The 12,944-nt window shown below is 37.0% G+C and carries 12 protein-coding genes, 1 tRNA gene and 1 pseudogene; 12 read left to right on the top strand and 2 right to left on the bottom strand.

Annotation, left to right across the window (positions count from 1 at the left end):
* The first annotated feature begins 1,118 nt into the window (after positions 1-1,118).
* From rsmI to ACFIML_RS07140, 4 genes are all read left to right on the top strand, one after another.
* Entirely contained in the window at positions 1,119-2,006 is an 888-nt protein-coding gene (rsmI, locus tag ACFIML_RS07125) for a 16S rRNA (cytidine(1402)-2'-O)-methyltransferase (protein ID WP_375607293.1), read from the top strand.
* Positions 2,007-2,016: 10 nt separating this feature from the next.
* The gene (locus ACFIML_RS07130) at positions 2,017-2,385 is read left to right on the top strand and encodes a YraN family protein (protein ID WP_375607304.1); all 369 of its coding nucleotides are present in this window, start codon (positions 2,017-2,019) and stop codon (positions 2,383-2,385) included.
* A 103-nt stretch (positions 2,386-2,488) separates the two neighbouring features.
* Complete coding sequence (locus ACFIML_RS07135) at positions 2,489-2,734, top strand: hypothetical protein (RefSeq protein WP_375607294.1); 246 nt, start codon at positions 2,489-2,491, stop codon at positions 2,732-2,734.
* A gap of 55 nt (positions 2,735-2,789) precedes the next feature.
* On the top strand, positions 2,790-3,581 hold the full coding sequence (locus ACFIML_RS07140) for a pyrroline-5-carboxylate reductase (protein ID WP_375607295.1): 792 nt from the start codon (positions 2,790-2,792) through the stop codon (positions 3,579-3,581).
* A 481-nt stretch (positions 3,582-4,062) separates the two neighbouring features.
* On the opposite strand, the gene ACFIML_RS07145 is transcribed toward ACFIML_RS07140, so the two are convergent.
* Entirely contained in the window at positions 4,063-5,124 is a 1,062-nt protein-coding gene (locus ACFIML_RS07145; RefSeq protein ID WP_375608506.1) for an Mrp/NBP35 family ATP-binding protein, read from the bottom strand.
* A 584-nt stretch (positions 5,125-5,708) separates the two neighbouring features.
* On the opposite strand from ACFIML_RS07145, the gene rpmH reads away from it, so the two are divergent.
* The 8 genes from rpmH (at position 5,709) to ACFIML_RS07185 (ending at position 12,427) form a co-directional block, all read left to right on the top strand.
* Positions 5,709-5,843: a 50S ribosomal protein L34 gene (gene rpmH, locus ACFIML_RS07150; RefSeq protein ID WP_005864709.1), complete on the top strand. Its 135-nt coding sequence runs from the start codon at positions 5,709-5,711 to the stop codon at positions 5,841-5,843.
* Positions 5,844-5,960: 117 nt separating this feature from the next.
* Positions 5,961-6,350 (top strand): ribonuclease P protein component, encoded by a 390-nt coding sequence (gene rnpA / locus ACFIML_RS07155; protein ID WP_375607297.1) that lies wholly within the window; start codon positions 5,961-5,963, stop codon positions 6,348-6,350.
* Positions 6,340-8,175 (top strand): membrane protein insertase YidC, encoded by a 1,836-nt coding sequence (gene yidC / locus ACFIML_RS07160; protein WP_375614725.1) that lies wholly within the window; start codon positions 6,340-6,342, stop codon positions 8,173-8,175. Before rnpA ends, yidC begins: the two co-directional genes overlap by 11 nt.
* The gene (gene yihA / locus ACFIML_RS07165; RefSeq protein WP_375607299.1) at positions 8,175-8,819 is read left to right on the top strand and encodes a ribosome biogenesis GTP-binding protein YihA/YsxC; all 645 of its coding nucleotides are present in this window, start codon (positions 8,175-8,177) and stop codon (positions 8,817-8,819) included. The genes yidC and yihA overlap by 1 nt, the downstream gene beginning before the upstream one ends.
* A gap of 139 nt (positions 8,820-8,958) precedes the next feature.
* Complete coding sequence (locus ACFIML_RS07170) at positions 8,959-9,651, top strand: glutathione S-transferase family protein (RefSeq protein WP_375607300.1); 693 nt, start codon at positions 8,959-8,961, stop codon at positions 9,649-9,651.
* Positions 9,652-10,766: 1,115 nt separating this feature from the next.
* The gene (gene dapB / locus ACFIML_RS07175; protein ID WP_375607301.1) at positions 10,767-11,579 is read left to right on the top strand and encodes a 4-hydroxy-tetrahydrodipicolinate reductase; all 813 of its coding nucleotides are present in this window, start codon (positions 10,767-10,769) and stop codon (positions 11,577-11,579) included.
* A gap of 28 nt (positions 11,580-11,607) precedes the next feature.
* Complete coding sequence (locus tag ACFIML_RS07180) at positions 11,608-12,228, top strand: 2,3-bisphosphoglycerate-dependent phosphoglycerate mutase (RefSeq protein WP_375607302.1); 621 nt, start codon at positions 11,608-11,610, stop codon at positions 12,226-12,228.
* Between the two features lie 114 nt (positions 12,229-12,342).
* Positions 12,343-12,427, top strand: a tRNA-Leu gene (locus ACFIML_RS07185).
* A gap of 103 nt (positions 12,428-12,530) precedes the next feature.
* Here the strand turns inward: ACFIML_RS07185 and ACFIML_RS07190 are convergent.
* Positions 12,531-12,716, bottom strand: a pseudogene (locus ACFIML_RS07190) (DNA-binding protein).
* Positions 12,717-12,944: the final 228 nt, after the last annotated feature.

Consider the following 12,944-nt stretch of genomic DNA (forward strand, 5'->3'; position numbering starts at 1 on the left):
AAAGGAAGAAATCCGTTTCCATCTTTGTCATGCGGTTTTACGACTTTCAAAAACATTACACTATCTTTTAAAAAAGAGAGATCACATATTGTCCCTGCTTTTATGACCTGCATTTTTTATAGGAGCATATCCTTCAAAAAAAATAAAACGCCTAAAATTAAAACAGACTTGTGTTGTTTATTTATGGATTTATTTTTAAAAGATAGCTCTCAATACATATCGAACAATTCTTTCGTGACAAATCTTGAGAAAAATATCACGTATTCTCGTCAATGAATATTTCCATAACGCAATAAAAAGTATAAACTGGCAGCATCACTTTCTTTGCTAACTCCAATGTTGCAATAGCCTTTGCTTTAAGAGAGCTCAAAAAGGCATTTTACTCCTTTTTTACTCGTCTTTAACGACACACAAATCCTCCTTGTGATGCACATAAATGATTTTGATTCATTGATGATAAAAGGCGTTAAAATGAGATAATTTTACGATATTTAAGGCGCCTACTCTATAGGCAAAAAATAATAAATTATCCATTATAAATCAAATAATTAAGATAAAAATAAATCTTAAAAGTTTTTAAGATATTCTTTATATCTGTTAAGGGGGAAGAGAATAGGACAAAATGAAATATTTTTCTAAGAAAGGCTTATATTTGATCAATAACGATATAGCGAGTTGTTTGTGTTTTAAAAGGATCTGCTTACGTTTACTCAGAAGAACAGTTTGAATATCAATGGAGTATTTGAAAGATGGGCGTTATGGAAATAATCGAGAAAGTTTAGCTTGTAAAAGAGCACAACCAAGCGTGAAATATAGGCACAGGTAAAATTGTTTTTTGTTCTCGAAGGAAAAACTTTATAGAAAATTATAGAGCTGATAAGATATTGGCTACATCTGGAATCTGTTTTTTTGAAAAAGATCATGCTGAAAAACAGATGATAATGTTAGTGAATATGAAGGTAAAACTATTGTATTGTGGGAGTATCAACTATTCGAGCAAAGTAAGCCTTTGTAATGATAAAAAATGTACTGGTAAAAAATGAACAAAAATGGCTTATAAAGCTTATGAGTATGAATAAAAATCTTGTGTGAGGGGAATTTGATGAAAAGAAAAGAGCATGTGTGAAAGAGCATATTTTATAGGTGCGCATGCTTATTCTGCCCCCGTTATAGAACCAGGGCTTTATCTTGTAGCAACGCCTATCGGAAATCTTGCAGATATTACGCTTCGTGCTTTGCAAGTGCTTGCAGGAATTGATATTTTAGCGTGTGAAGATACGCGAGTAACACGTGTTTTGTTGCAACGTTATGGTATTCAGAAAAAAACTTTTCTCTATCATGAACACAATGCGCAAAAAGCGGGTCCGAAGCTCTTAGCCGCTTTGGCAGAAAACAAAACGGTAGCGCTTGTTTCCGATGCGGGAACGCCACTTATTTCTGATCCCGGATTTCGATTGGTAGAAAAGGCACGTAAAGCTGGTCATAAAATTATTCCGATCCCTGGAGCATCAGCTCTTTTAGCCGCTCTTATACCGACAGGGCTTCCTACGGATAGCTTTTTCTTTGCAGGTTTTTTGAGTGCACGCAAGCGACAGCGTCAAAAACGATTGGAACAATTAAAAGAGATTCCAGCGACTTTGATTTTTTATGAATCACCGCATCGTCTTGTTGAAACTTTACAGGATATGGTCACGCTTTTTTCGGCTGATCGACCTGCCGCAATTTGTCGTGAATTAACAAAAAAATTTGAAACAGTGGATGCTTCCAATTTGGGGAATTTATTGGAATCTTACAAAAAACAATCACATATTCGTGGAGAAATTGTTGTACTTGTTGGAGAATCATCATCTTCTTTAAACGTAATGAGTGATCAAGAAGTTGATGAAATGTTATTAGAACTCTCGCGGACACATTCTGCTGCTCAGGCAGCAGCTTTGGTTGCAAAAAAGACCGGTTTTAAAAAGCAGGAACTTTTTCAGCGGTTAAATTTTTTAAAAAATGCATAAAATTAAGACTATACAAAAAAAACAGAGACAAAAGTCTTTTTATCGAGGAGTTCGTGCAGAAAAATTGGCAGCATGGTGGTTGCGTTGCAAAGGGTTTCACATTGCCGAAATGCGTTTTAAAACAAAATGTGGTGAAATTGATTTAATTGCACGACGTGGAAATTTGGTTTTAATCGTTGAAGTCAAAGCGCGTTCAACATTAGCCGAAGCAATGGAAGCAGTTTCTCGAATAAATGAAAAGCGAATTGAGGCAGCAGCCGATATTTGGCTAGCACGGCAAAAGGATTATGCCTTTTTGTCTGTACGTTTTGATTTGATTGCAGTTTTACCTTGGCGTTGGCCACAGCATATCCCCGCATTTTTTACATCTAATAAATAAGAGGAGGCGCCAATTTTAACCATACCCAATAAAAAACGTTTCGTTTTTATATGCATATGCGTTAAAAAGTGTGTAACAATTTGAGCACTATAAGGAGCGAAATATGGATGATTATGAAAAGTTTGCAACAGGTTTGCTCATTGTTTTTGGAGCGCTAATTATTGGTGGTTTAATGGCAATGCATATTGTTCTTATGAATAAACCAGGTTTTTTATTTGCATTAGCCGCAGCTATTGTTGGTTGGTTTTCTGCTTTTGCTGTTCTATTTGACAAACCAAAAGTCTATTTGGGCTTGATTATTCTTGCTATTTTATGTGTTGCTTCCTCAATTAGCATCTATGTTAGTTAAAACACATAAACTGTTAATTGAGATTCCTTTTAAAATATAAAAATGAGGAAGAGAAATGAAACTTGGCTTTTTGGGAACGGGCACAATCAGTGCTTCAATGGTCAATGGCCTCATGACAAGCACCTTTGACGTTTCTTCCATTATTGTTTCACCTCGCAATGCACAAACAGCAGAGCATCTTTCACGCACATATGATAAGGTTATGATTGCTGAAAATAACCAAATGTTGCTCGATGTGAGTGATTACGTTTTTCTTTGCTTGCCTAACCAAATTGCAGAAAACGTTTTGCGTTCTCTTCGCTTTCGTCCAGAACAGCTGGTTATTTCCGTACTTGCTATGGCAAAAGCAGCAGAAGTAGAAGAATGGATCAACCATAAAGTTTATCGTGCTGTTCCTCTACCTTTTGTTGCAGAGTGTAAAAATTTGACACCAATTTATCCCGATCATCCCTTTTTACGCGCTCTATTTGATGCATTGGGGGGTACATTGGTGCTGGATAAGGAAGAGCAGTTTAATCTTTTTATGACTGCTGGTTCACTTATGGGCATATATTTTAATTTTATAGAAACAGCCCATCAATGGTTTATAACACAGGGGTTAAAACAACAGCAATCAGCAGAATTTCTTACCATGATGTTTGGTAATCTTACAGATGAAATGCGTAAAATTATAGCAACGGATTGTGCTACATCTCTCGATTTTGTACTCCTTGAAAAAGAGTTTTCAACAAAGGGGGGAACAAATGAATTTTTGTCAAATTGTTTTTCTCATCAAGGGGGAAGACGTGCTTTAACAACAGCTATTGAAGCTACTTTTCAAAAAATAAATGCTTCTAAAAAGGCTTGACCAGCATTTTTTATCCTCTCAATAAGAGAAAGTTATTGATATTTTCATTGAGTTTTTCTTGAATATGGTTTGATAATATTACCTGCTATACATATTTCAAGAGTAAGATAAATGGGCTTTTTAAACACCCATCCCTTTAATTTAAGTAGATAGTGATAAATTTTCCGATTAATCTTCAAGATGCTTTTATCGCAAAAAAGTGATTGTTAAATATTTTTTACAACCTTTTACCATTTCCCTAAATTATTTTTATTTTCTATCTTCTTCTTTTCGCACCAATGCCAATATTTTTCCACCTCACTGCTCCAGCCGCTCCGATTGAGTTCCCCTTCAGATTACCCAAGTGCATGGCTTATTTTTTGTTTGTTTCACCTCTCGTACTCCACTCAAGCATTAAGGTTCCCTCTTTTCCTTACAAAAAAGCAACATTTTTCTGTCTTTCGTGATTGCATTTTGCAAATTCTTTTAAATAAACATATATTCAAAAGAGTTGATTTTTTATTTGATCAACAATTGTACGATACAGTTTAGCAAGCTCTTCACTAGACTTAGCAACAAAAATAGGGACGCCCTCATCTGAAGACAATCGTAAAGCTGGATCAAGCGGTATTTCTGCTAAGAAAGGGACCTCTCGACGTTCTGCTTCTGCCCGTGCACCACCATAGCCAAAAATATCGTAGCGTTTTCCTGTATCAGGAGCGATAAAACAACTCATATTCTCAATGAGTCCTAAAATAGGAACATTGACTTTCATGAACATTTCTATCGCTTTACGCGCATCAACTAAAGCAAGATCCTGAGGTGTAGAAACAACCAACGCACCCGTTAATTGTACCTGTTGCGCAAGCGTTAATTGTGCATCCCCTGTACCTGGCGGCATATCAACGACTAAAACGTCCAAAGGCCCCCATACAACATCTCGTAACAATTGCGTTACAGCTGCCATAACCATAGGACCACGCCATACCACCGGCTTTTCTTCCTCCACCAAAAATCCCATCGACATCAATTTAAGTCCAAATTTTTCAAGAGGTTGAATCTTTTTTTCTCCAATAAGCTGTGGTTTTTGATTAACAAGTCCTGTCAAACGTGGCAACGAAGGACCATAAATATCAGCATCCATCACCCCCGTCTTGAAACCAGAATCTTGTAAAGCTAAGGCGATATTTATTGCCATCGTAGATTTCCCGACCCCTCCTTTTCCAGAAGCAACAGCAATCACATGCCTCACACCTTCTATGGGCATTTTGATCGGTAAGAGATTTGCTCTCCGACTAGGTGCTGTCTTTGTTATTTTTTCTGCTGTAAGTGTAACAACAGCAGATTTCACTCCCTCCAAAGCACATACCACCTTTTCAGCAGAACGACGCAATGATTCCCATTTTTGCACACCTCCATCAGGAACTGTAATGGAAAAGAAAACCTTACCATCAGCAATCAATATTTCTGAAAGAAGACCCAACGACACAATATCGCTTTCAAGATCTGGTCCTTTGACTGTACGTAATACGTTGCGGACAGCCTCACTTGTGATAAGATCCATGTTCTTTCCTCTCTATAAAAATACCAGCAAATATAAGCATAAGAACGAAAAATACTTACAAGGTTCATCACCTGATAATTTTCTACTTTACTCAGCATTATAAAGTATACATCTCTTATCTCTTTAAAAATATGAAACCATCCTTAAAATAAAGAAGCTCAAACATAAAATCTGCTATAAAATCCTATCAATCACATTTGTGCTACAACCACTTTAATGAATATTCTGATAAAAATTTTGTAAAAACAAAAACTGAAAAAAACTCTTAATCTTAAAGGATATTTTAAATTGAGCATACAGTAATCAGTCACACCTTCTTTAATTCTTTAAGGCCCTAGCCATTTATGTTCTGTAGATTCAATCGTTATTTTCTAACACTCCTACAGTATTGTAAAAAAGCGTTACAAATAGTTATAAGGTGTTTTGTATTCTTTCAAGAGAGAGAAAAACAATCTAAGATTGACTTTTTTTATATTTTTCCTTATGGGTTAACAGCCGTATGATAGGATAAAATTGTTTATCTCGCGCATAACTACTCATAAAACGAAGATTAAGAAGGGCCGCACTCCGCGGTATTTAAATAAATGAAACGTACTTACCAACCCTCTAAACTTGTCCGTAAACGCCGCCATGGGTTTCGTGCACGCATGGCCACAGCTGGAGGACGTAAAGTTATTGCTGCAAGACGTGCTCGTGGACGTAAACGGCTTTCTGCTTAACCATTTAAATTTTCACAACCGTTGAGGATTGCTCATCGTTTCTTCGTTGTGAAACTTTTATTATGAACCTACAATGTCTGCTTGCAGGCATTTAATGAAATTGCGAAATATTCTTTTATGAAGAAAAAACATCCCTGCCGTATTCGCAAAAGAGCAGACTTTTTGGCTGTCCGTACAGGAGAAAAACGACGTGGTCCTTTATTTTTGCTCGAAGTTAAATCTCGTGAACAAACAACAGAAAGAAAAGATTCTCTTTTTGCACGTGTAGGCTTCACTGTTACTCGTAAAAACGGTAATGCTGTGAAACGTAATCGTATTAAAAGGCGCTTGCGTGAGGCCGTGAGAGTTGGTGTAACAAACCACATGGAAGCAGGAACAGACTATGTCATTGTAGCGTACCGTGATGTGTTACATGCACCTTTTACATCCTTGATTAATGAATTAAATCGGCGAATAAAACCAAAAATAAAACATCAGCAACAACAAGGGTGTACGGATGGAATATAACCGCAATTTCTTTATCGCTATTGGCTTATCTTTCGTAGTGCTCATCGCATGGCAATTTCTTCATGTTGCTCCCAAACAAGCAAAGTTACAAAAACAACAAATCATCGCACAGCAATTGTCAAAACAACAATCAGCACTCTCTACTGATACGACAAATTTTTCTAACGATACCTCAACACACGAAGCAACATCGATCATTGATCAACCAATGACTCCTGAAATCCGGAAAGCTGTATTGGACAAAACAGAGCGTATTACGATCAAAACCAATGAATTGGAAGGCTCTATTAATCTTGTTGGTGCACAATTTGATGATCTTCACCTCAAAAAATATCGTTTAACAGTCGACAAAAAATCACCGGAAATCGATTTGCTAAATCCTAAAGGCTTCAAAACAACCTATCTTGCTGAGTTTGGTTTTACCAGCGCATCTTTGCCAGCAAAGGCTTTGCCACAATCTGATACACAATGGAAAATAGAGGGAAACAACACAACCCTGACCCCTTCAACACCCATCACTTTAATTTATAATAATGGGCAGGGACAAATCTTCCGGCGGACCCTTTCTGTTGATAATCATTTCATGTTTACCATTGAGGATTCTATCAGCAATGAAAGTGATCAACCAATACATCTCTCGTCCTATGCCCGCGTTGCACGTGCAGCACCACCAGAACATACAAATGCAACCTATTTACTTCATGAAGGTATGATAGGTATTGCAGGAGATTCGCTCAAAACTGAAAAATATAAAACCTTAGCAGAGCTTGACCCAAATCCTGATAATGGGCAAAAAAGCATGACTTTTTCCAAAGTAACAGGAGGTTGGATTGGTATTACCGATAAATATTGGGCTGTAGCAGTTATTCCCCCGCAAAATAAAGAATATACAAGCCGTTTTATTTATTTTGATCGTTTGCAAACGCATTATCAGTCTGACTTGCTAGGGTCGCTTTTAACGATTGCCCCAAATGAAACAAAAACTGTTACAAATCGTCTTTTTGCTGGTGCAAAACAAGTTGAAATTATTAATAATTATCAAAATGACCTAAAAATTAAAAAGTTTGCTCTTTTAATTGATTGGGGCTGGTTTGATTTCATCACCAAACCAATGTTTGCCCTCATTGATATTCTTTATAAGCAAACAGGAAATTTTGGTATCGCCATCCTTCTTGTCACAGTGCTCTTAAAAACACTTCTTTTCCCTCTAGCCAATAAATCTTATAAATCTATGGCGCGTATGAAACTTATACAACCGCGGTTGTTAGAAATAAAAGAAAAATATCCCGATGACCGAACCAAGCAGCAACAGGCAATAATAGATCTGTATAAAACTGAAAAAATTAATCCTCTTGCCGGTTGTTGGCCAATGTTGGTTCAATTTCCAATATTCTTTGCTCTTTATAAAGTTCTCTATATCACCATTGAAATGCGCCATGCACCTTTCTTTGGCTGGATTCAAGATTTAGCGGCACCTGATCCAACATCTCTTTTTAACTTGTTTGGTCTCTTGCCATACACAACGCCAACATTTCTTATGATTGGTGCATGGCCTTTGATTATGGGAATAACGATGTTTTTACAAATGCGTATGAATCCCGCTCCTCAAGACCAAACTCAAGCGATAATCTTCACATGGATGCCTGTCATCTTTACTTTTATGCTCGCCTCTTTTCCTGTTGGTCTTGTCATCTATTGGGCATGGAACAATATACTATCAATAATCCAGCAAAGTATCATGATGACACGCCAAGGTGTCAAAATTGAACTTTTTGATAATCTGAAATCCATGTGGAGAAAATCACCCAAAAAAGAAGTGCATTAATGACAAGAGATTCTTCCCTTTCTGGAATTTTTTCTCGCAATTGGATTTTTATTCGTGGTGTACCAGCAATACACTTTCTTCCCCCTGAAGGACCACCAGAAATTGCATTTGCAGGACGTTCCAATGTTGGAAAATCATCTTTAATCAACGCGCTCGTCCAACAAAAAAGCTTAGCACGTACCTCAAACACACCAGGACGGACTCAAGAGCTTAATTATTTTGTACCCGATGGCTTCAGTGGGCAGCTAGGAGATCTTCCCCCTCTAGCATTAGTAGATATGCCTGGCTATGGCTTCGCTGCTGCTCCTAAAAATCTGGTTGATGCGTGGACAAATTTGATTTTTAACTATTTACGGGGACGCACAACGCTAAAACGTGTGTATATCCTGATTGATTCACGCCACGGAATTAAAAATAATGATGAAGAGGTTCTTACTCTTCTTGATAAAGCCGCTGTTTCTTATCAAATTGTTTTGACAAAAAGCGATAAAATCAAATCAAAAGCCTTAGAAAAATTAATTATGATCACACAAACAAAGCTTCTCAAGCGCCCAGCAGCTTACCCTGAGCTTCTTGTAACCTCTTCAGAAAAAGCTCTCGGTTTAGAAGAATTACGTGCTGCCATTTTGCAAACCATCGCATAAGAGAACAGTTCCTAGTCATTAACAATTTATTAATTATAATTACTAGCAGCTACTAATGATCTTGTACTTCTAGTCAAGCATCTTTATAAAAATGATTACTTGAAAGAATTCTCTTCAACTCTATTTGATAGTGTAAATTATGCTGACACTTTTTCACTCTCCCCTATCCGCTGCCTCGCGCTTCATACGCCTCATTCTTGGAGAATATGGTGTAACCACTCAGCTGATTGAAGAACATGAATGGGCAAGAAGACACGAATTTCTAGCCCTCAATCCCGCTGGTCATGTTCCTGTTTTTCTCGATGAACACGAGGTTCCATTATCAGGTCCTCTTGTTATCTGCGAATATTTAGACGAAACACATGGAAGTTTACGACAAGAAAATAAGCTCTTTCCGGAAAATCCTTTAGAGCGTGCGGAAGTACGCCGTCTCAATGATTGGTTCTTAAATAAATTCGAAAATGAAGCAACGCGCCATATCGTACGAGAACGAATCCACAAACGTGAAATGCCACTTGCCATTGGCGGTGGTGCTCCTAATTCACAAATTTTACGCAATGCGCGTGCCAATATTTTACCCCATATGAACTATCTCAATTGGCTTTGTGCCTCTCGCGATAGCTTAGTGGGTTCTACCTTGTCCTATGCAGACCTAGCAGCCGCAGCCTCTATTTCTGTACTTGACTTTCTAGGGGAAATTGACTGGGAACAATCTCCTGCTGCCAAAGACTGGTATATGAGAATTAAATCACGCCCTTCTTTTCGTTCTCTTTTAACAGATCGCGTCCGCGGAATTGTTGCAAGTGCTCACTATGCAGATCTTGATTTCTAGCCTTCTCTCACAAACAAAAATAAAAGTGATATTCTATCTAAAGGATATTTATAGGTTTATGAATTTTTATGCATGCGTATAAACAATATAATAATACATTGATTTATGATCGTATTAAACAGAGAATAAAACCCATTATAATTGAATCACAAAAATCACTTTCTTATCGTGTCACAAAAAAGATCAGCACAGGGATAAAAAACACTTAAGAAAGGATTTTAAAGACTCTCTTTAAATACAAGAACTGTAGCATCATTGGAAGCTGGGCAAATAAAATAACAATACTTAACGCATGCTATACTCCATTCTTCCCAATATATGAAAAAACGCATTGCATAATATATGTCCTATTTTCTCTATAATAAACAAAGCCTCATCATGCGTTTTTACAACATAACAATTTTTTCAACTGACTTTCCTAAAAGATGAAGAATCCGCCCAACTCTTGTATGTAAACAATCCAACTTCTTGTTAGCCCCTTGTTTTTACCCCTTTTTACGTAATTTTATTTATGGATAACGTATTTATATACAATGATAAATAATCGTTTTCTTATGCGTCACAAATGGAATTGATGAGTGAAAATGACTAAGTTAAAACATTAAAGGCTAACAAAACGGATGATAATGCTGATTTGCTCTATTTATGTAGCATAAAGATAATGGCGCAGAATAGATTTTATATTATTCATGGATACTCTCTCGTGATACCACTCACGAGCACTATCATAAAATAAGTTTAGAAGAATTGATAAATATATTCTTTAAGAAAAGCGTATGAATTGACAACATAGGTCTATTTTGTTTGGAAGATCTTATTTTGCATGAAGAACGCTCCCCTTTAAAGAACGAAAGAAACAAAAGCGTAAAGTAATACACAATCTTCATTAGATTTCATAAGCAAACCTTACTTAAGAATATTCATCACACACTCTAACGAAAAACATCTCTATTTAAATTTGTAGATCTTATATCACTTGCTCTAAACAACAGTGTTTTACAGCACAACAAGATAAATTAAAGCAGGAAAAAAATTTTCTATAAAGAAAAAGAACCATTGGAAAGAAGACAAGAATTTGCCTATACTGCACAGTAAAGTATCATAAGGAGATAAAAATGCGCCTTACAGTTGTTGGTGCAAATGGAAGAATGGGACGTGAACTCATTACAGCAATCCAGCAGAGGAAAGATGTAGAGCTTTGTGCTGTTCTTGTACGTAAAGGTTCACCGTTTGTAGGAAAAGATGCCAGTGCATTAATTGGTTCAGATTCTCTTGGGATTAGTATCACTGATGATCCCGAAAATGCCTTTTCTAATACAGAAGGTATTTTAGATTTTTCACAACCAGAAGCCAGCATTCTTTATGCTAACTACGCTGCTCAAAAAAGCCTTGTCCATATTATTGGCACCACAGGATTTAGCAAAAAAGAAGAAGAAAAAATTGCAGATTTTGCGAAATATACAACTATTGTCAAATCCGGGAATATGAGCCTTGGAATAAATCTTTTAGCCAACCTTGTAAAGAAAGCCGCTAAAGCATTAGAAGCCGATGATTTTGATATCGAAGTTTATGAAATGCATCACGCTAACAAAGTTGATGCTCCTTCTGGAACAGCCCTTCTTCTTGGCCAAGCAGCAGCTGAAGGACGCAATGTTATGCTTAAAAATGTGTGTGTCAACGAACGTAATGGTCATATAGGTAAACGCAAAAAAGGCACCATTGGCTTTTCCTGTTCACGTGGTGGGACAGTTGTTGGAGAACACAGTGTCATTTTTGCTGGTTCCAATGAGCGCATTGTTCTTTCACACACAGCGCAAGAACGCTCTATCTTTGCCAATGGCGCATTAAAAGCAGCTTTATGGGCACAAAATCATGAAAGCGGTCTTTATTCAATGTTCGATGTTTTGGGATTGAACGATGAATTTTAAACAATCAATAGAATAGAGGCAATTTATAATGGGACGCATACTTACACTAATTCGTCATGGACAAAGTGAATGGAATCTCAAAAACCTTTTTACCGGTTGGAAAGATCCCGATTTAACAGAAAAAGGTCATGCAGAAGCGATAGCAGCAGGAAAAAAACTGAAAGAATATGGTTTGAGGTTTGATATCGCTTATACATCTGCCTTACAGCGAGCTCAAAAAACCGCTCAGCACATTTTAGAGCAAATGGGACAATCAGATTTAGAAGTGATAAAAAATCCAGCATTAAATGAACGTAATTATGGTGATCTTTCTGGTTTAAATAAAGATGAAGTACGCCAACAATGGGGGCAGGAGCAAGTGCAAATGTGGCGCCGCTCCTATACGATTGCGCCACCGAATGGAGAAAGCCTACGCGATACCGGTGCGCGCATCTGGCCTTATTATCTTTACCATATCCAGCCTTATATTTTGCGCTCCCAAACTGTTTTGATCGCAGCACATGGAAATTCTCTTCGTGCTCTTATTATGGCGCTTGAAGGTCTCTCCAGTGAGGAAATTATATCTCAAGAATTAGCGACCGGCATTCCTATTATTTACACATTTAATCCGGATTCAACAATTTTATCAAAGACAGTCCTCACACCTTAAACTTCTAAAATCATGATCTCCCTCAAAAGTTCAATGCTATCGTTTTAAGCTGAAAAAATAAATTCTATAATTTTATTGACAGAGTTACTTCATGCACTTAGATGAATTTTATAAGCCCAGATGGCGGAATTGGTAGACGCGCAGGTTTCAGGTACCTGTGCCGTAAGGCGTGGAGGTTCGAGTCCTCTTTTGGGCACCATTTTGTATCTTTAACATATTAAATATATAAATTTTTTCTTTAAAGAGCTATTTTAAGACCAACTTTTAGACCACCTTCTACGGTTTATATAACTTTAGCTAATTTATTCCTTATTTTTCTTTGGAGTGAAGGATAAGATCTCTTTCTTTCTCCATCTCACTGTTCTCTCTAGCTTATATAGCTCTGGCCCCCCTTGAAGCACCTAATTACGAATCGTGGTTGTGGATACACTAAAAAACTTTGCACACTCACGTGTTATTACATATCCATCTCCATCATCAAATATCATCTTATTACCTTTCTCTTTTTTATATTAATTAAATGGGCGGGGGTGCTGGGAAGCATGTGGAGCACTCCAGTTTTTAAAAATCTGCAAGTTTATTTTTTAGAGGTGCTTAATTTCATATTTCCAATCAGGTAATTGAGTGAGAGCTAATGCGAGTTGTCCTCTATGACACATGCATACATTGGCTTCAAAACAGGTGATTGCAACGCGCTTTTTGTTTAAAAAAATTTG

It is taken from the genome of Bartonella sp. AC62GZZY, assembly GCF_042196525.1.
Classification (GTDB): domain Bacteria; phylum Pseudomonadota; class Alphaproteobacteria; order Rhizobiales; family Rhizobiaceae; genus Bartonella.

Excerpts from the sequence above, each read along its gene's own strand:
- ACFIML_RS07170 (WP_375607300.1), top strand. The coding sequence starts at position 8,959 with ATGCTGACACTTTTTCACTCTCCCCTATCCGCTGCCTCGCGCTTCATA.
- yihA (WP_375607299.1), top strand. The coding sequence starts at position 8,175 with ATGACAAGAGATTCTTCCCTTTCTGGAATTTTTTCTCGCAATTGGATT.
- dapB (WP_375607301.1), top strand. The coding sequence starts at position 10,767 with ATGCGCCTTACAGTTGTTGGTGCAAATGGAAGAATGGGACGTGAACTC.
- ACFIML_RS07145 (WP_375608506.1), bottom strand. The coding sequence starts at position 5,124 with ATGGATCTTATCACAAGTGAGGCTGTCCGCAACGTATTACGTACAGTC.
- ACFIML_RS07135 (WP_375607294.1), top strand. The coding sequence starts at position 2,489 with ATGGATGATTATGAAAAGTTTGCAACAGGTTTGCTCATTGTTTTTGGA.
- ACFIML_RS07180 (WP_375607302.1), top strand. The coding sequence starts at position 11,608 with ATGGGACGCATACTTACACTAATTCGTCATGGACAAAGTGAATGGAAT.
- rnpA (WP_375607297.1), top strand. The coding sequence starts at position 5,961 with ATGAAGAAAAAACATCCCTGCCGTATTCGCAAAAGAGCAGACTTTTTG.
- rsmI (WP_375607293.1), top strand. The coding sequence starts at position 1,119 with ATGTGTGAAAGAGCATATTTTATAGGTGCGCATGCTTATTCTGCCCCC.
- rpmH (WP_005864709.1), top strand. The coding sequence starts at position 5,709 with ATGAAACGTACTTACCAACCCTCTAAACTTGTCCGTAAACGCCGCCAT.
- yidC (WP_375614725.1), top strand. The coding sequence starts at position 6,340 with ATGGAATATAACCGCAATTTCTTTATCGCTATTGGCTTATCTTTCGTA.
- ACFIML_RS07140 (WP_375607295.1), top strand. The coding sequence starts at position 2,790 with ATGAAACTTGGCTTTTTGGGAACGGGCACAATCAGTGCTTCAATGGTC.